The organism is Microbacterium rhizomatis (genome assembly GCF_008710745.1).
GTDB classification, from domain to species: Bacteria; Actinomycetota; Actinomycetes; order Actinomycetales; family Microbacteriaceae; genus Microbacterium; species Microbacterium rhizomatis.
This window is the reverse complement of the sequence record NZ_VYSA01000002.1, coordinates 45,819-62,562: the sequence shown is the minus strand read 5'-3', so window position 1 is coordinate 62,562 and position 16,744 is coordinate 45,819. Positions and strand designations below refer to the sequence as shown.

Annotated in this window: 16 protein-coding genes and 1 tRNA gene; 9 read left to right on the top strand and 8 right to left on the bottom strand. The window is 65.6% G+C overall.

The genetic code is table 11. From position 1 onward, the window contains the following. Positions 1-137 precede the first annotated feature (137 nt). Genes cysS through F6B43_RS08645 form a run of 3 tightly spaced genes read left to right on the top strand, consistent with a single transcriptional unit; the run spans position 138 to position 3,216 of the window. Positions 138-1,550 carry a cysteine--tRNA ligase gene (cysS, locus tag F6B43_RS08655; protein WP_150448569.1) on the top strand — a complete coding sequence of 471 codons (1,413 nt, stop codon included), beginning with the start codon at positions 138-140 and terminating at the stop codon, positions 1,548-1,550. Next, complete coding sequence (rlmB, locus tag F6B43_RS08650; RefSeq protein WP_150448568.1) at positions 1,540-2,532, top strand: 23S rRNA (guanosine(2251)-2'-O)-methyltransferase RlmB; 993 nt, start codon at positions 1,540-1,542, stop codon at positions 2,530-2,532. The genes cysS and rlmB overlap by 11 nt, the downstream gene beginning before the upstream one ends. 42 nt (positions 2,533-2,574) lie before the next feature. Beyond that, positions 2,575-3,216 carry an NAD(P)-dependent oxidoreductase gene (locus F6B43_RS08645; RefSeq protein ID WP_150448567.1) on the top strand — a complete coding sequence of 214 codons (642 nt, stop codon included), beginning with the start codon at positions 2,575-2,577 and terminating at the stop codon, positions 3,214-3,216. Positions 3,217-3,253: 37 nt separating this feature from the next. Here F6B43_RS08645 and F6B43_RS08640 read toward each other — a convergent pair whose 3' ends face one another. Together F6B43_RS08640 and F6B43_RS08635 are read right to left on the bottom strand one after the other, a co-directional pair. After that, positions 3,254-4,564, bottom strand: a complete 1,311-nt coding sequence (locus F6B43_RS08640; RefSeq protein WP_150448566.1) for a DUF4032 domain-containing protein — start codon at positions 4,562-4,564, stop codon at positions 3,254-3,256. Between the two features lie 90 nt (positions 4,565-4,654). Beyond that, positions 4,655-5,758, bottom strand: a complete 1,104-nt coding sequence (locus tag F6B43_RS08635) for an ABC transporter ATP-binding protein (RefSeq protein WP_150448565.1) — start codon at positions 5,756-5,758, stop codon at positions 4,655-4,657. Between the two features lie 224 nt (positions 5,759-5,982). On the opposite strand from F6B43_RS08635, the gene F6B43_RS08630 reads away from it, so the two are divergent. After that, complete coding sequence (locus tag F6B43_RS08630) at positions 5,983-6,975, top strand: DsbA family protein (RefSeq protein WP_150448564.1); 993 nt, start codon at positions 5,983-5,985, stop codon at positions 6,973-6,975. Positions 6,976-7,049: 74 nt separating this feature from the next. After that, a tRNA-Thr gene (locus F6B43_RS08625) sits at positions 7,050-7,125 on the top strand. Between the two features lie 55 nt (positions 7,126-7,180). On the opposite strand, the gene F6B43_RS08620 is transcribed toward F6B43_RS08625, so the two are convergent. Continuing rightward, entirely contained in the window at positions 7,181-7,981 is an 801-nt protein-coding gene (locus F6B43_RS08620) for an SDR family NAD(P)-dependent oxidoreductase (RefSeq protein ID WP_150448563.1), read from the bottom strand. Positions 7,982-8,448: 467 nt separating this feature from the next. On the opposite strand from F6B43_RS08620, the gene F6B43_RS08615 reads away from it, so the two are divergent. After that, a complete protein-coding gene (locus F6B43_RS08615; RefSeq protein WP_150448562.1) occupies positions 8,449-8,964 on the top strand; it encodes an AfsA-related hotdog domain-containing protein in 516 nt (171 codons plus the stop codon). Positions 8,965-9,108: 144 nt separating this feature from the next. Here F6B43_RS08615 and F6B43_RS08610 read toward each other — a convergent pair whose 3' ends face one another. From F6B43_RS08610 to F6B43_RS08600, 3 genes are read right to left on the bottom strand one after another with little or no spacing between them, the layout of a single operon-like run. Further along, positions 9,109-10,119, bottom strand: coding sequence for a saccharopine dehydrogenase NADP-binding domain-containing protein (locus tag F6B43_RS08610; protein ID WP_170285605.1), 1,011 nt, complete (start codon positions 10,117-10,119; stop codon positions 9,109-9,111). After that, the gene (locus tag F6B43_RS08605) at positions 10,116-11,468 is read right to left on the bottom strand and encodes an FAD/NAD(P)-binding protein (protein WP_150448560.1); all 1,353 of its coding nucleotides are present in this window, start codon (positions 11,466-11,468) and stop codon (positions 10,116-10,118) included. Before F6B43_RS08605 ends, F6B43_RS08610 begins: the two co-directional genes overlap by 4 nt. Then, entirely contained in the window at positions 11,465-12,286 is an 822-nt protein-coding gene (locus tag F6B43_RS08600; RefSeq protein ID WP_150448559.1) for an AfsA-related hotdog domain-containing protein, read from the bottom strand. Before F6B43_RS08600 ends, F6B43_RS08605 begins: the two co-directional genes overlap by 4 nt. Positions 12,287-12,384: 98 nt before the next feature. On the opposite strand from F6B43_RS08600, the gene F6B43_RS08595 reads away from it, so the two are divergent. After that, on the top strand, positions 12,385-13,077 hold the full coding sequence (locus tag F6B43_RS08595) for a ScbR family autoregulator-binding transcription factor (RefSeq protein ID WP_150448558.1): 693 nt from the start codon (positions 12,385-12,387) through the stop codon (positions 13,075-13,077). A gap of 163 nt (positions 13,078-13,240) precedes the next feature. On the opposite strand, the gene F6B43_RS08590 is transcribed toward F6B43_RS08595, so the two are convergent. Next, positions 13,241-13,879: a GntR family transcriptional regulator gene (locus F6B43_RS08590; RefSeq protein ID WP_150448557.1), complete on the bottom strand. Its 639-nt coding sequence runs from the start codon at positions 13,877-13,879 to the stop codon at positions 13,241-13,243. A 532-nt stretch (positions 13,880-14,411) separates the two neighbouring features. On the opposite strand from F6B43_RS08590, the gene F6B43_RS08585 reads away from it, so the two are divergent. Next, positions 14,412-14,597 carry a hypothetical protein gene (locus F6B43_RS08585; RefSeq protein WP_150448556.1) on the top strand — a complete coding sequence of 62 codons (186 nt, stop codon included), beginning with the start codon at positions 14,412-14,414 and terminating at the stop codon, positions 14,595-14,597. 107 nt (positions 14,598-14,704) lie between these two features. Further along, positions 14,705-15,961, top strand: coding sequence for an MFS transporter (locus F6B43_RS08580; protein ID WP_170285604.1), 1,257 nt, complete (start codon positions 14,705-14,707; stop codon positions 15,959-15,961). 206 nt (positions 15,962-16,167) lie between these two features. On the opposite strand, the gene F6B43_RS08575 is transcribed toward F6B43_RS08580, so the two are convergent. Then, positions 16,168-16,740 carry a hypothetical protein gene (locus F6B43_RS08575; protein ID WP_150448554.1) on the bottom strand — a complete coding sequence of 191 codons (573 nt, stop codon included), beginning with the start codon at positions 16,738-16,740 and terminating at the stop codon, positions 16,168-16,170. Positions 16,741-16,744: the final 4 nt, after the last annotated feature.

Genomic DNA, 16,744 nt, shown 5'->3' with positions numbered 1-16,744 from the left:
CTCCAGCGTCTCGGCACCGTCCTGAGATTCCGCGGTTCCGGCTGGCCGCGCGACCGGCCGATCCTGCGTTGTGCACGCCGCGACAGTGACAGGGTCACACCCAGGTCTCGCGCATGCCTCGCCGGTAGGCTGGTGCGGTGACAGTCCGGCTCTACGACACCAAGGCGCAGGCCCTGCGCGACTTCGTGCCGATCGACCCCGACAACATCACCATCTATGTCTGCGGGCCCACGGTGCAGTCCGGGCCCCACATCGGCCATCTCCGCGGTGCGCTGGCATTCGACATCCTGCGCCGCTGGCTCGAATACCGGCACGGCCGCGTGACGTTCGTGCGCAATGTCACCGACATCGACGACAAAGTGCTGCAGAACGCGACGGAGTCCGAGCCATGGTGGGCACTCGCGTATCGCATGGAGCTGGCGTTCTCCGCCGCGTATGCCGCGATCGGCATCCGGCCGCCCACCTACGAGCCGCGCGCGACGGCGTCGATCCCACAGATGCAGGAGCTGATCTCGCGGCTCATCGACGCCGGCCACGCCTATGCGGCGGCCGGTGATTCGGATGCTGCGGGCGACGTCTACTTCGACGTCCGGTCGTGGTCGGTCTACGGCGAATTGACGAACCAGTCGATCGACGCCATGGAACCTGCGAGCGACGCCGATCCGCGGGGCAAGCGCGACCCGCGCGATTTCGCGCTGTGGAAGGGCGCCAAGCCGGGTGAGCCGTCCAGCGCGATGTGGGATTCGCCATGGGGGAGCGGGCGCCCCGGGTGGCACATCGAGTGTTCCGCGATGTCGCGGCGCTACCTCGGCCCCGAATTCGACATCCATGGCGGCGGGCTCGATCTGCGGTTCCCCCACCACGAGAACGAACTCGCGCAGTCCACGGCGGCCGGGGATCCGTTCGCCCGGTATTGGGTGCACAACGGCCTTGTCACCGTCGACGGACAGAAGATGTCCAAGTCGCTTTTCAACTTCGTACTGGCCGACGACGTTCTCCGCGAGCGAGACCCGCTCGTGGTGCGGTACGCGCTCGCCGCGGCGCACTATCGGTCGAGTCTCGATGTGTCGAGCAAGTCGTTCGACGAGGCCGAGGCGGCGATCGACCGCGTCCGGACCTTCCTCCTCCGCGTCGCGCGCGGTGGTGACTATGGCTGGTTCTCGCACGGGAACGCCGACTTCGACGCCGCGATGGACGACGACCTCGGCGTGCCACAGGCGATCGCCGTCATCCACGCCCGGGTGCGTGAGGGAAACACCGCTCTGGATGCCGGTGACCTCGAGGCTGCGCGAGCGATCGCGGGTGAGGTCTCGGTCATGACGGGGATCCTCGGCCTGAATCCGCTCGATGAGCGGTGGTCGACGACAGGCGTTTCGGCCGAGGCATCCGCTCTGGATTCGCTCGTGCAGACGATGATCACGCAGCGCGCCGACGCGCGCGCCGCGAAGGACTGGGTGGGAGCTGATCGCATCCGTGATGCGATCGCGGCTGCGGGCATCGTGCTCGAAGACACCCCTGACGGAACACATTGGAGTATCGATGGCCGGTAAGCCGGGGCGCCCAGGCGCCAGTAGAAGCCCGCGCAAGGGGCCCGTCAAGGGCACCGGCGGCAAGAACAAGCGTTCGCTCGAGGGTCGTGGACCGACGCCGAAGGCCGAGGATCGCGCCTGGCACCCGGCAGGCAAGCGCAAGGCAGCCCAGGAGCGCTATGTGGCCGCCGGAGGCAGGGGAAAGCCCGCCGGTCAGCCTCAACAGCGCCCTCGCGCCGCCAAGAAGGATGACGACACCGAGACGGTCACCGGCCGCAATTCGGTGCTCGAGGCACTTCGGGCCAAGATCCCCGCGAGCGCGTTCTACATCGCTCAGCGGGTCGAGATGGACGACCGTGTCAAAGAGATGCTGTCGATCGCTACCCACCGGAACATCCCCGTTCTCGAGGTCACCCGCCCGGAGCTCGACCGCATGGCCGGGTTCGACGGCGTGCATCAGGGCGTGGCGCTCAAAGTGCCGCCGTACGAGTACGCCCACCCGCACGACCTCCTGGAGCAGGTCATCGACGCCGGCCACGTGCCGCTCTTCGTCGCTCTGGACGGCATCACCGATCCACGGAACCTCGGGGCGATCATCCGCTCCACCGGCGCTTTCGGCGGCCACGGCGTGATCGTGCCGCAGCGTCGGTCGGCGAGTGTCAACTCCGCGGCCTGGAAGACGAGCGCGGGCGCGGCCGCCCGAATCCCCGTGGCGATCGCGCCGAACCTCACCTCGACGCTGAAGGACTTCAAGCGCCAGGGTGTGTTCATCCTCGGGCTCGACGGCGGTGGCGACATCTCGCTGCCGGCGCTCGAACTCGCCGACCGGCCCGTCGTGATCGTCGTCGGCTCCGAGGGCAAGGGACTCTCGCGTCTGGTCACCGAGACGTGCGACCAGATCGTATCCATCCCCATCGAGGCGGCAACCGAGTCGCTGAACGCGGGAATCGCCGCATCGGTCGCGCTCTACCAGGTCTCCACCACCCGGGCAGCCCAGGCGTAGATTCCCCTCGCCAAGAGTCGTAGAACCCTCGAAAGGATCATCATGGCCCGTATCGCCGTCATCGGAGGAACCGGCTACGCCGGACGCCATATCGTCGCGGAGGGGGTCAGCCGCGGGCACACCGTGGTTTCGGTCGCCCGCTCGGTCGCCGCCGAGCGCGTCGAGCATGCCACCTACATCGAGGGGTCGCTGCTGGATGCTCCGACGCTCGCTGCGGAGCTCGACGGGGTGGACGTCCTCGTGTTCGCCGTGCCGGCGCGCGGCGACATGCTCGGGAAGGTCCGGCCGGCCGTGGCCGAGCTCGTGGCGACGCTCTCCCCGACCGTGCGCGTCGGCGTGATCGGCGGCGCCGGAGGGAGTCTCGTCGCTCCGGGTGGTCCCCGCGTGATCGATGGTGAAGGCTTCACCGAGGAGTACAAGCCCGAAGCGTTCGAGGCGATCGGCATCCTCGACGACCTCGAATCAGGCGCCTCGGGCCATGACTGGTTCTACATCCACCCCGCGGGCGGGTTCGGTGCCTGGAATCCGGGAGAGCGCACGGGAAGCTATCGTGACGGCGGCGACGTGATCGTGACGGATGCCGAGGGCGAGTCGTTCATCTCGGGAGCTGACCTCGGAGTGGCTGTCATCGACGAGATCGAGAACGGGAAGCATTCGCGGGAGCGCTTCACCGTCGGATACTGACGTCTTCCGGACGAGCGGCCACTGATGAGGCGCCGGGTCACACGAGGTCGCGCCAGTCGACCTGCTCGTCTTCATCATCATCGACGGTCACGACCGAACCGGTGATGACCGGTAGCGACATCGTCTCAGTCGCCGGGCCCATCAGCGTCGCCTCATCGCGGCGATGGCGCAGGACGTCGTCGATATAGGAGGTCAGGACTTCTGCGAGTGGCACTGATCGGCCGCGTGCCTGCGACATGTACCAGCGGTGCTCGAGTACTTGGTGGTACACCTCGGCGGGTTCGAGTTTCGCACGCAGGTCGAAGGGGATCGCCTTGACGACCGGCTCGAAGACGCGAGTGAGCCACTCGTGGGCGACCATCTCCTCGTCGGCACCCAGGCGAGAGATCCGGGCGCTGAACTCGTCGAGGTCGTTGAGCAGGCGTCGTGCCTGGTTCTCTTCGACATCGAGTCCGGTGAGCCGGATCAGCCGTCGCTGGTGGTGCCCCGCATCCACGACTTTCGGCTGAATCGAGACCTTCGTGCCATCGGCGCGCGCCTGGATCGACATCTCGCCGATGTCGAAGCCGAGCTCGTTGAGCTTCTGAACGCGCTCGGTCAAGCGCCAGGCCTCGTCGGACGCGAATGTCTCCTGGTCCGTCAGTGCCGCCCAGAGCGAGCGGTACGACGACATGATGCCGTCGGCGACGGCGACAGCATCCACTCCACCCTCTAGGCGTCCGCCCGCTTCCAGGTCCATGATCTCGCCGGCGATGTTGGTCCGCGCGATATCGAGGTCGTGTTCGCGCTGGCCCGAGGTCAGCCCGCCCTCGTGCAGTTCGCCGGTCTCGGCGTCGACCAGATACGCGGCGAAGGCCCCGGCGTCCCGCCGGAACAAGGTGTTGGACAACGACACGTCGCCCCAGAAGAAGCCGACGTTGTGCAGGCGTACGAGCAGCGCCGCCAGCGCGTCGACGAGCCGTGTCGCGGTGTCGGGGCGTAGCACCTGTGTGAAGAGGGCCCGGTAGGGGAGTGAGAACTTGAGGTGGGCCGTGACGAGGGCCGCAGGGAGAGGATCGCCGTGATCGTCGGTGCGGCCGGCGATGACGGCAACCCGATCCACACACGGAGCGTCGAGCCGAGCGAGGTTGCCGAGCATGTCGTACTCGCGCCGGGCCATCTCCTCGGTCGTCTCTTTGATGGCGACCACGCGTCCCGACAGATTCGCGAAGCGCACCAGGTGCCGCGAGATGCCCTTCGGGAGGAAGACGATGTTGCTGCTCGTCCAGTCCTCGAGCGGTGTGGACCACGGGAGGGTGAGCAGACCGGCATCCACCGAACTTGCGGTGATGCTGAGGGTGTCCGGCATCTGATTCTCCCTGGAAGCGCCGCGGCGCGGGCGGGTCCGAGACCCGTCCGCGCCGCTGCGTCGTTCTTTGTCACGCCGAAGCGATGAGTGTCACGCCGAAGCGATCGCCCTGTCAGTCAGGCGCTCGCCGCTCTCGACGTCGAACACGTGCACGTGACCGGGCAGGGCGGCGAGGGTGACCGTCTCGCCCGCGTTCGGGTGACGGCGCCCGTCGACGCGCGCGACGATGTCGGTGCGCTTGCCGCCCAGGTCGGTGTGGCCGTACAGGTAGCCGTCTGCGCCCAGTTCCTCGACAAGGTCGACGATGACGGAGATACCCTTGCCGTCGGCGGGGCCGACCTGGATGTCCTCGGGGCGGACGCCGACGGTGACCTCCGAGCCGTGAGCGCGGGCCAGCGTGTCAGCCTCGATCCCGACGACCGAGCTACCGAACTGGATGCCGCCTTCCGTGAGGTCGGCCGTGAACAGGTTCATCGCGGGCGAGCCGATGAAGCCGGCGACGAAGACGTTCTTCGGCTTCTCGTACAGGTCGCGAGGGGTTCCGACCTGCTGGAGCAGGCCGTCCTTCAGGACCGCGATGCGGTCACCCATCGTGAGGGCCTCGGTCTGGTCGTGGGTGACGTAGACCGTCGTGACGCCCAGGCGACGCTGCAGTGAGGCGATCTGCGTGCGGGTCTGCACACGGAGCTTCGCATCGAGGTTCGACAGCGGCTCGTCCATCAGGAACACCTGCGGCTGACGCACGATCGCGCGGCCCATGGCGACGCGCTGACGCTGTCCACCCGAGAGGGCCTTCGGCTTGCGGGTCAGGTATTCCTCGAGGTCGAGGAGCTTGGCGGCCTCGAGCACGCGAGCGGCGCGCTCTTCCTTGCCGACGCCCGCGATCTTCAGGGCGAAGCCCATGTTCTCGGCGACCGTCATGTGCGGGTACAGCGCGTAGTTCTGGAAGACCATCGCGATGTCGCGATCCTTCGGCGGGATGTCGGTGACATCGCGGTCACCGATCAGGATGCGGCCGGAGTTGACCTCTTCGAGGCCCGCCAGCATGCGCAGGGACGTGGACTTTCCGCAGCCAGACGGGCCGACCAGGACGAGGAACTCGCCGTCGGCGACCTCGAGGTTGAGCTTGTCGACCGCGGGGCGAGTGCCACCGGGGTACAAGCGGGTTGCATTGTCGAACGTGACAGATGCCATTGTTTTCTTCTCCTTCACCGGCAGGTACGTGCCGGACGATCCGTAGTGATGGAATGAGCGGGGGCTTGGCCCGCACGCCCGCCGTTGGACGCTGCCCTATTATGTCACGGTCCTCGCGGAGCCTGCGTCTGGGTATTTCCCAGCCTGCCTGGTTAGCATCGTCGAGGTCGCTTTCCCTGTGCGGCCGTGCCGGTTCACCGGCCCCGCGTCTCTCAAGAGGTTCCATGTCCAGCGACGAATCACCCCCATCGCCTGCGCCGCAGGATCGGCGTGAAGCCGTCCGTGAGAAGGCGCAGCAGGTGCAGGCGAAGCAGTCGCGGGCACGCGCTCTTCGGCGCGTGGCGATGGGTGTGGGCGTCGTGGCCGTCGTTGCGGTTGCCGCAACCGTTGTGACGTGGGCGTTCACGTCGTCGTCGAAGCCGCAGCTCAGCCCGGCCAACATCAGCAACGACGGCTTCACCGTCACCAGCGTCGCTGGCGTCGCCGTCGACACAGCGAACGGTTCCGCCCCCGACGCCGGCGCGACGGCGTCGCCGACCCCGTCGCCGGCCGTCCCGACAGCGGCCGCGACGCCGGCCGCGACCAAATCGGCTCCGGTCGATATCCGCGTCTATGTCGACTACCTCTCGTCCGGCTCGCGCGACTTCCAGATGGCGAACGTCCAGCAGCTGTCCAAATGGGTGAGTCAGGACGCCGCGACTTTGACGTACTACCCCGTCTCGATGCTCGCCTCCAAGTCGAATGGCACCAAGTACTCGCTCCGCGCGGCCAGTGCTGCCGCATGCGTCGCCACACACGCCCCCGACACCTTCTTCGCCTTCAACGACGCCCTTCTCCGTAAGCAGCCCCCCGTGGACTCGGATGGCCTCAGCGACGCCGATCTCGCGACTCTTGCGATCGCCTCCGGCGCATCAGATCCGAAGGCGGTGCGCTCGTGCATTGAGACCGAGTCCTTCGCCTCGTGGGCCGCCGGAGCAACCGATCGCGCCCTTCAGGGTCTGCCCGACACCGACTCGGTCTCGCTGACTGCCACCCCGACGGTCCTCGTGAACGGGATGCCCTACGTCGGCAAGCTCGACGATCCCAAAGAGTTCGCGCAGTTCGTCCTCACGATCGCGAGTGATGCCTATTACAAGACCGCATCGCCCACCCCGACCGCGAGCCCGAGCCCGAGCACGACGATGACGACGACTCCTCTGCCGAGCTCCACGCGCTGACGTGGGGCCGACCGGTGACATGCGAAGGCGTCAGACGTCGGTTGCCGCATCCTCGTCGATAGAATGAAAGTCTTGCCGACTTGGCGCAATTGGTAGCGCACCTAACTTGTAATTAGGGGGTTACGGGTTCAAGTCCCGTAGTCGGCTCCATGAAATCTGCCGCGCCGGCTTCTGTGTCCTTGCTCAAGGAGGACCGGGGCGTCCCTTACGACTGACCTTGCGATCTCCTGATCGTGTCGGACATGTACTTGACGCCACCGCTCGAGCTGAATCCACCGTCGATCGGGATCTCCGCGCCGTTGATGTAGCTCGAGAGATCGGACAGCAGGAATGCCACGACGGCGGCGACCTCCGCGGGTTGTGCCGTGCGTCCGAGCGGGGTGAGCGCCCGTTGCGTCTCGGCCATGATCTCGGGCGCCGCGGCCATCATCGCTGTCTCGACGTACCCGGGGTGGACGATGTTGGTGCGGATGCCCCGGCCGCCGAACTCGGTGGCGGCGACGTGCGTCAGTCCGCGCAGACCCCATTTGCTTGCTGTGTAGGCGACAGTGTGATGGGCGTTCAGAGCCGCGAGTGACCCGACATTGACGATCGAAGATCCCTCCCTCAACTGCGGAGCAAGAGCCTGAATCCCGAGCATCGGGCCGGTGAGATTGATGCGCATAACTCGGTCCCAGTCATCGAGGTGGATGTCGCCGAGCCGTGCACGAAGCGGGATGCCGGCGTTGTTCACCAGACCTGTGAGTCCGAGGGGGAGAGTGAAATCGGCGACTCTTGCCCAGTCGTCGATCGAGCCGACGTCGAGCTGCTGATAGAGGAGGGTTCCGGGCAACCCCTCGGCGGCCGCCGTGAGGTCGTCAGTGATCGACGATGCGAGGTCGGTCGCGACCACGTGTGCACCGGACGCCAGAAGGACTAGTGTCTGGGCGACGCCTTGACCGCCCAGCGCCCCGGTGACGACAACGGTCTTGTCTGTGAGGCCGGGTAACCCAACGGGAACCGTCATTGCTCACTCCATTCAGTGCTGAGCCACGTCGTACATGCCACGCTATGGCGGACGGGTCGGCCGGAGAACCTTCTCTCCCTGATGGACGATATCGGTCTGATGGACGATATCGGTCCTGCTCATGTTCGACCGGGCTGCGGAACCTCGCCACTCACCCGCACGACACATCCGGACGTCGCCAACCGTCCAGGCTGACTGAATCCCCGAGATCGGGCGCATCAGAGGAGTCGAATTGCGGCTGCCGGCCACAGCAAGAGAGGAGGGCGCAGATTGGGGTGGTCTGCGCCCTCCGGTGAGAGGGGTGACCACTCTCGAGCTGGGGTGCTGAAAGTCTATCCTCTGAAATACTAGAATGCAAGTCGACCATCCGTGCGGTGATCTCGTCCGCGCGCAGTTGCGAATGGCCTCATTCCGCGGCAGTATAACTCTAGTTAGGTATACTATAAGTCAGTGAGAGGTGGTCGAAGATGATCGAGGCTGTCGCATCCGAACCACGACGCTCAGGGCGGTGGATGTCCGCAGAGGTTCTCATCGCCGACCATATGGTTGCCGATGGCCGATTGCAGGTCGATGTGTGCGTTCCCAGTGCTCATCCGCACGCCGTTTCGGGTGCGGGAGCGCTGTCGTCTGCACTTCTGCTCGAGGTGTGGCGGCAAGGGGCGTTTCTCGCGGCCCACGAGGTGATCGGTGTCCCGGTGGATTGGCAGTTCGAACTCGGGGAGATCACACTCACGTGGACACAGCCCCCGCCCTTGCTCTGCAGCATGGGCGCCCTATGGGGAGAGGTGTTCGTCACGACCGAGGCGGCGGATTGCTCGAGCGTCCCGAGTGCGATCACCGGGGAGTTCGAGTTCCAGGTGAACGGTCGCGTCGTGGCGGTCGGTAGATTCGCGGGATCGGCCTCGCCGTCCAACGCCTGGGCGAACCCGCGACACGGCGACCTCGCATCCTCCGCCGACGCTTCTTCTCGCTTGCGCCGGTAGCTCCGAAACGGCCCGGGCGAGGCAGATCGATGGGCACCGAACGTCGTGAACTATTCACCGGAGAACTCCGACGTCCGCGTCATCGCCTTTCGCACCGCACGCGGGGGAGTGCTCGCACGTGGCCGGCATCGGAAGACTCAGGCGTCAGATGCGAAGTATGCGAGCTTGAGCGGCAAGCTGACCTGGCCTGGTGCCGAGGATCTGGTGGGGCGTATATGTGCCGGCTCGCGGATTCAGGGCGAGTATGGCGGCGACGACCTCGGCGGTGTATCGGGCGCTGTCATCGGTGATGAGCGTCGAAGCATGGATGCTGCCGCCCGCCCCCGCGCAATAGCCCCAGAGTTGTGCGGTCCGCGCGGGAACGACAGGCGACGAGGAACCTCGCGGCCGCACCCGTGACGCGGCGACTCGGCGGATGAGGGGGATCATGAGGCGAGCAATCGGCGCGACGAGCGTGACTGTCGCGTACACCACCACATTTGCGGCTCCTTGCGAGCGAGTGAGCGCACAGAGATTTCCGTCTGCAATAGGCACCATCGTGACTCTGCCGATGCCGGGAAGGCTCGTCGAGCGGATCGCCGTGAGGTCCCGCGCAGTCGTGAGGTGCCCGTCACTGCGCCTACGAGGCGGGGTCTTCAGGATGAGGCGAGTCGAAGCGCGTGTCGCCTCGGTCCTCGGCCCCTGTCTGGTGCCGAGCACGATTTCGAGGTCCGCGGCCGCGCTCACCTGCGTGACGAGATGATCGGCAAGGCTCTCTGCGGCATGCGTGCCGAAGCCAGCGCCCGGGACGATCATGATCCCTCGTTCGATCGCTTCATCGTGAAGAGAATGCGCCATTCGGTGACTGTCCCACTCGTTCGACACGTCGAGGTAGTGAGTGCCCGAGTCGAGCGCCGCGCGGAAGAGCACAGCGCTCGTTTCACGAAAAGGGCCGGCGGCGTTGATGATTCCCGTGGTCTGCTCGAGAAGTCGGCGCGTGCCTGAAGGCTCGTGAAGGTCCACGACACGGTGAGGGATGCGGAGCTTTTCGGCCAACCCCACAACAGCGCTTTCCCGGCGCCCTGCGAGGACGACCGCGTGTCCGTGTTCTATGGCACACGAGGCCACGGCTCGAGCGATGCTGCCGGTGCCGTAGACAACCCACCGACGCGTCACCGCGCGCCCTCGGCATGCGCGGCTTCCCGGAGTGAATCCGCGACACGCGCAGCTTGACGTCGGAGCAGCGCGACGCCTGAATTCTCCCAAACCTGATCGCCGATCAGCAGCCCGGTGGCCCAGAGGCGCGTGTGAAGCGGGCCGGCCACGCGCCCGTCAGCGGTGAGGTCGATCGCCGGACCATGTGCGGTCGCGAATCCGTCGTCGATCAGTTGCGAGATGAGCCCGCGACCCATTCTCCGAGGGTCTCTGGACCAGCCCGTACAGTCGATCGTCAAGACGGGGTTCAGCGTCTTCGGCCCACTAGGTGTTTCGACGACGAGTCTCCCGGCATCGTGCTCGGTCACGCGGCCGCGAAGGATCGAGAGCGTGTCGTTCGCCTGTAACTCCGCAATCGTTCTGGTGGTGTGAGGCGGCATCCGGTGACGCAGTTTCTCCCATACCGGCAACACGTGGCGCACAAGCCGAGCTCGCTCCACCTCGGACATGTTGTTCCATACAGCAGGCAGATACCCGCGTAGGCCGTCGATCACCCGTTGCCATTGCTCCCCGCCGGCGCAGGCGGCGCGCGTGCGGTGGATGAGGTCGCTGGCACGGGAAGCCTCCGCGATCCTGGCGACGGTCGGTCCCGTGTCTGGCCATTGCAGCGACGCGGGGTGAGCGGCAGGGAAAGTCCCGCTCGGAGAGACGGCAACAATGGATGTGCAGCCTTGCCGCGCGAGCGTACCGACGATGTCGGCGGCGCTGAGCCCCGTTCCTATGACGACGATGGGCTGCGATGCACCCGCGTATCTCGAGATGGCAAGATCGCCCTCGCGTGACCACGGTTTGATTGCCACCTGTCGCGAAGGTGCCCGCACCGGATTCGGGCTCCCCCATCCGACCGCGAGGACCGCGAAATCGGTGGAGACAGTCTCGCCGTTGTCGAGTTCGATCGCCACGCCGTCGCCGCCGGTCCCGGGCTGCAGCCGGACCGCTGTCTGCTGACGATGGGTGAAGGCGGCTGCGGATGATTGCACCGCCCTCGCCAGCGTCGCGCGCAGATACTCTCCATAAACGAAGCGCGGCGCGAATGTCGTGGCCGTGCCCTTGCCTTGCTGCGAGAGGTAGGACGCGAAATGCTCAGGCTGATCCTCGTAGGCGCTCATCATCATTGCCGGGATGTTGAGCAGATGGTGCGGATCGTCGGTAGCGAATGCGATACCGGCCCCTAAGAGCCCTTGCGGCTCGACGACCTCGACGCGGTCCGCCGCGCCGAGCACGTCCAGCAACCGGATCGCGGCCAAGATGCCGGCTGCTCCACCACCCACCACCGCGACGGCCACACCCTCGACCGCGTCGGCAGTCACGGGCGAGACACCGTTTTACCCGATGCCACAACTTCAGAGCCTTGAGCGAACGTGAAGGTTCGAGAAGTGCTCGTGGTCCGGATGTGGGCCGCAACCAACTCGCTCAGCTCAGCGAACTGATGAAATCGCACCGTGAACGTGTCCGGGAACGGGTCGATACTGAGCATCGCGTCGATGAGAGCCATCCCGGGCACGTGATCGACGGGATGGTCGAAAAGAAGTGGGTCGTGGGGTTTCCACCCCACAACACGCTGCCCGTTGGGCCCTGCGGAGAGCGGCGCTGTCGGCACCTCCACACGCCGCTCGGGAACCGCAGCCCTCCTTCGGAGCGCCGGATAATTCGCCGCCGAGATGCAGCGCATGGAGGCTGTGGCGATCACCACGACGCTCCCGGCGACGATCCACGAGCCGGCGAACGTCAGCCCGCACACTTTGCCTTGCCGGTAGCGGACGCTCACCACCGCCACCTCCAGCTCTGCTTCGAACGGTGCGTCGCACGGCACGACCGGATGGTGGTCGGGAAACAGGACCGTGACCTCATCCAAGAGATACTGTTGGTCCAGCCCGACCTCGAGCCCGACGTGGGAGATCGCTAGTCCTGCTTGTCTCGATGCTTCGATCACGAGGGGTATCGGCAAAGCACCGCCTTTATGAGGCGCTCTCATGTGGCCCCGGGAGATTTGCACGCCACATGTCCACCGTTTTTCGCCCGCGGGGATAATGGAGGTGATGAACACCTCGCCGACGGCTCTGCGATGAACGAGCCGTCGGTCAACGCATGTGTCGAAAGACACCTGAGCGCGCGTCGCTTCAGACATTCGTGGACCGTTGGCTGTCCGGAACGGCAAGGTGTCCGACGGATACTGATAGATAGTGAAACATTGATATCACCCTCGTTTTGTTAGGAGACGAACACATGGTCGGTAACGCTTCGGCACTGGTCCCCCCGGATCGCGAACAAGAGCGTGCCAAGAGGACTCAGCATGAGATCCTGCTCGCTGCTGCGAGTCTGTTCGCTTCGCGTGGATATCGCGGGACTCGCCTCGTGGATATCGCCTCGCAGGCCGGGGTGACGACCGGTGCGTTCTACTTCAATTTCAAGGGCAAGAAGGAAGTTGCCCACTACATGGTGCAAGAGCAGCACCGCCTGTCCAGCGAGCGCGCTCAAGAGATCATGGGCCGAGAACTCCCCGGGGTCATTACTCTCATGCACCTGTCTGCGTCGATGGGGTACGACATCATCACCGATCCGATCGTTCGCGCAGGAACCGCCCTGTCCAGCGAGACTCAGTTGTTCCCCGAGGTCGATCGGCGACCGTGGGAGGACTGGATCAATGCGGTGAGGGGCTTTCTGCTGCGCGGTGTCGAAGACGGCGACGTGAGCTCTACCGCGAACATCGACGCGCTCGCGCACCTCATCGGCCCTGCATTCGCGGGTGTCCGGATCGCATCTGCAGTCCTCACCCAGTACGAGGATCTGCTCGAGCGTCTCCAGGATCTCACCGAGGCTCTCATTCCGGCGTTCGCGGCTCCCGGGAGGGCAGAACACCTCATCGAAGCGACGCGCTCCATCTTCTCCGAGTATCGCGAGCGACTGGCCCTCAGGTAGTCCAGAGAGTCCTTCCGGGCGGGCCGGTGCGGACGTTCGGTTCACACCGACACCTCCCCCAGCAGGGGGATGTCGCTCGAGCTGATCTCTCGACGTGAGCGCCGAATCGCAGACCCCCGCTCCGTGAGGCATTGAAGCACCTGAGCTCCGTGGGTGGCGCATCTCAGGCGCTTCCGGGCGCGGGAGTCCAGGTCGTGAGGGCAGCGAGTGCGTGATCAGGGTTCCGTGTGACCAGGGTGTGAATGACGGCGTTGTGCAGCCTGGTGTGCGCGCGAGGACGATGGGGAAGGGCGGGTTCAGCGAGGCGGAGTCGGTACGCGGAGGCGGCGGCACCGAGGGTGATCGTGGAGTGCGGCGCGGCCGTTCGAAGGGTATCGAAGAAGGTGAAGTTGCCGGCGCGCACGTGCTCGGGGTGAGTTTGGCCCACGAGGAGGTCGCGCACGCGGCAGAGCCGGTCGGAGAGATCTTCCAGGGGCTCTTTCACGAGTGCGACGGTGAGGGCATGGTGCAGAAGAGCCCAATCGCGTGCCTCGTATGCGGCTTGGTCGGCACCGTAGGCGCGAAGGCGGGTGTATCGGGCAGCGGCCACTTCGAGCAGGCCCATTCCGTGCAGATGTCGTACGGCCTCGCGGATGGGGGTACGTGAGACGCCCAACACAGATGCCCATTCGTGATCGTGGAGCACGTCGCCTGCGACGAGCTCACCGGCGGCGATCGCGGCGAGCAGGACTGCTTGGACCTGCCGCGCGATTGGTTCATCTCCGGTGATCTGCTGTCGATGCGCCATCTCGCGTATGTCCATCACATTGTCCTCCTCATCAACGGTGTGTGGGCTCACGCTATCACCAGAACATCACACTACTTAGGAATAGTAGTATCCCTGATGTAGCCGCGTGATCATTGAAGCCGCACGTAAGGAGCCAGATATGACAATGCGATACCCATCGCGCCCGCGAAGAAGAGTGCGGCGGCGATGAGGCCGGCGGCGACCAGGTCCCGTCGATTCTTCACTGCTCGCGCCCGCGACCCGCGCCCCGCAGCGTGAACCGACCCCGAAGGTCCGCGCGCGTTCTGGGGCTGTCTTGAGGCCCGCGCGAAATCATTGCCGTCCCTTGTTGTCGATGATCCGGCAGTCGCACCGCCGGTGGAAGTCCCGGTCTCTTACTATACTGATATATGTAATGTGCTATGCCTGGTTTCTCGCAGGCGAACTCGACCGGCGGGGAGCGTCAGGCACATTGGGAAGAAGGACTCACGACGTGACTCGCGACTCTCGCGGAACGAGCAGATTGTCGGCTCCCTCTCACGGGCAACGCCCTGTTCATGCTTGCACTTTGACGCTGGCAGCCGCGCTCATCGACGACACAGCATCGAACGCCGACACGCGCGCGTTCGATGCTGCTGTCTCTCTGCGGCAACGCGTGAGTCCACGTCGGGGCGGTGTGCTGCTTGCCGTGGGAGTCGCGGGCCTGCTGCCCAGCGCAGCAGCATTGTCATCGCTCGCCCCGTGCGCACGATGACGGCTGAACGAATGTCGACTCGCGTGAGCACCTCCCGCTCGGCTGCACGTCGAGGAATATTCGCGTGGGTGTCTTGGGATTGCGGCTCCGCGGCGTACAACACGACCGTGACGTCGTTCGTGTTCACCGTCTACCTGACAAGCGGGTCACTCGGGCAACCGAGCGTGGTTGAGTCTTCGATCGCGTGGTGCCTCACGGCGGCCGGCCTGATCGTCGCAGTTCTGGCACCGTTGGTGGGTAACATCACTGATTCGTTCGGACGCCCCGTCGTCTGGTTGGGTATCCAGACGGCGCTGGTGGTAGTACTCATGACGCTGATGGTTCTGGTTCAGCCCCACGAGGCCTACCTGTGGTTCGGACTTCTCCTGCTCGCCGCGAGCAACGTCGCGTTCTCGCTTGCGGGGGTCACCTACAACGCGCTGCTTCCGGGCCTGACTACTTCGCGGGACATAGGGCGCGTGTCGGGTCTGGGAATGGGCATGGGATTCGTCGGCGGCGTGGCCGTCCTCCTTCTTGCGCTTTGCCTCGTCACCACTCCCGCGATCGAACTGCTCGGCATCGGATCCGGCGACGATCTCAGAGTTCGTGTGGTGCCGGTAGCGGCGGCGGTGTGGTTTGCCTCCTTCGCGGCGCCCTTGTTCCTGCTCCGCTCGCAGGTCTCGCAGCGAGCGAACAACGCGCGGCGCCAGTACACGCCGAAGGCGATCCTCTCCACCTACGCCGGGATTGCGCGCCGCGTTGCGGCGCTGTGGCGCTACCAGCGGGCGACGGCCCTGTTCCTGCTCGCGAGCGCCGTGTATCGCGACGGCTTAGCAGGCATCTACACGTTCGGCGGCATCCTCGCTGCGGCCGGATACGGTCTTTCCGCTTCTGACGTCATCGTCTTCGCGATCGTCTCGAACGTTGTTGCAGCGGTGTCAACCATGGCCGTCGGCAGACTGGATACGAGGACCGGCGGCAGTTCGCTGATCCTGGTCTGCCTTGTCGCGTTGCTCTGCGCATGTACAGTGCTGTTCGTTCTGCATGGCACCGGACCGCTGATCTTTTGGATTGCGGGCCTGACAATGGCGGCACTGGTTGGCCCGGTCGAGTCGGCGAGCCGGTCCTTCCTCGGGCGACGAATTCCCATCGGGCAAGAGGGTGAGATGTTCGGGCTCTACGCCACGACGGGCCGCGCGGCTGGCTTCTTCTGCCCGGCCGCATTCGCGGTGTCCACGCTGATGGGCGGAACGATCTACTTCGGGATCCTTGGAATCGCGACGGTGTTGGCTCTGGGGCTGGGTATGTTCGTGGTGACCCTGATCTGGACACGAAACACCGTTGGCGTCGTCGAGGCTGCCGGGTCCGACGAGGCGCCCCGCTGAACCGTTCTCCGGCACGGTTCAGTGCCCGACCTTCGCGCCCGGAGACCATCCGCCCGCCGGCGGCGACGCGACAAGACCATTCGATCTGGATCGACTCGATCTGGATCGACGCGTCGGCCGCGCCAGCGGTCTGATGCGCAATGAAGGACGCCGTCCGGGGTGTCCCGGGCGGCGCCCTTCATTGTTGCCGGCGGTGAAGGAGGCGACTACTGGCTGGGTTTGATTTTGAGCTTGGCGAGTTCGGGGGAATTGGTGGTGGTGAGAAGGGTATAGGTGGTCGTGTCCGGGATGCCGATTTGGGTGCCGGTCTTTTCCGTGATCCGCAGGACTGTCGTGTCGGTGAGGAGGGTCCATCCGGCACCGTCGGTGTAGCCGGCTTCCCGGGCGGCGCCGTCGATCTGGGTCTTGTGAGCGCCGGGGATGAGGAGCGTGTGTTCCGCGGGTTCCGTGGCGCCGGATGGGAGGGTGCGTTGGCCTTGGGTGGTGGCGGCGCAGAGGGGTGTGTCCGGGAGGGTGAATCCGAGTTCACTGGTGGCGGTGTCGGTGGGGAGTTCTTCCACGGTGGCGTCTTGCGCGTTGATCGTGCGTTCTTTGGCGAGGTACTGGAGGAATTCGCCGGGGCAGTCCTGGGACTGTCCGATCTGCGCGTCCGGGATGCCTGCGGCTGCGGGCCGGGGTGTGGTGGTGCAACCGGCCAGGAGTGCAGTGGCGATGACCAGACCGCTGGCGATACCGATGAGCTGGTAGCGGGCACGGGTGGTGGGCGTGAGTGGAGACATCGTG

Bases quoted from the DNA above. Each gene is read 5' to 3' on its own strand.
- rlmB (WP_150448568.1), top strand. From the start codon at position 1,540: ATGGCCGGTAAGCCGGGGCGCCCAGGCGCCAGTAGAAGCCCGCGCAAG.
- F6B43_RS08645 (WP_150448567.1), top strand. From the start codon at position 2,575: ATGGCCCGTATCGCCGTCATCGGAGGAACCGGCTACGCCGGACGCCAT.
- F6B43_RS08640 (WP_150448566.1), bottom strand. From the start codon at position 4,564: ATGCCGGACACCCTCAGCATCACCGCAAGTTCGGTGGATGCCGGTCTG.
- F6B43_RS08635 (WP_150448565.1), bottom strand. From the start codon at position 5,758: ATGGCATCTGTCACGTTCGACAATGCAACCCGCTTGTACCCCGGTGGC.
- F6B43_RS08630 (WP_150448564.1), top strand. From the start codon at position 5,983: ATGTCCAGCGACGAATCACCCCCATCGCCTGCGCCGCAGGATCGGCGT.
- F6B43_RS08620 (WP_150448563.1), bottom strand. From the start codon at position 7,981: ATGACGGTTCCCGTTGGGTTACCCGGCCTCACAGACAAGACCGTTGTC.
- F6B43_RS08615 (WP_150448562.1), top strand. From the start codon at position 8,449: ATGATCGAGGCTGTCGCATCCGAACCACGACGCTCAGGGCGGTGGATG.
- F6B43_RS08600 (WP_150448559.1), bottom strand. From the start codon at position 12,286: ATGTCTGAAGCGACGCGCGCTCAGGTGTCTTTCGACACATGCGTTGAC.
- F6B43_RS08595 (WP_150448558.1), top strand. From the start codon at position 12,385: ATGGTCGGTAACGCTTCGGCACTGGTCCCCCCGGATCGCGAACAAGAG.
- F6B43_RS08590 (WP_150448557.1), bottom strand. From the start codon at position 13,879: ATGGACATACGCGAGATGGCGCATCGACAGCAGATCACCGGAGATGAA.
- F6B43_RS08575 (WP_150448554.1), bottom strand. From the start codon at position 16,740: ATGTCTCCACTCACGCCCACCACCCGTGCCCGCTACCAGCTCATCGGT.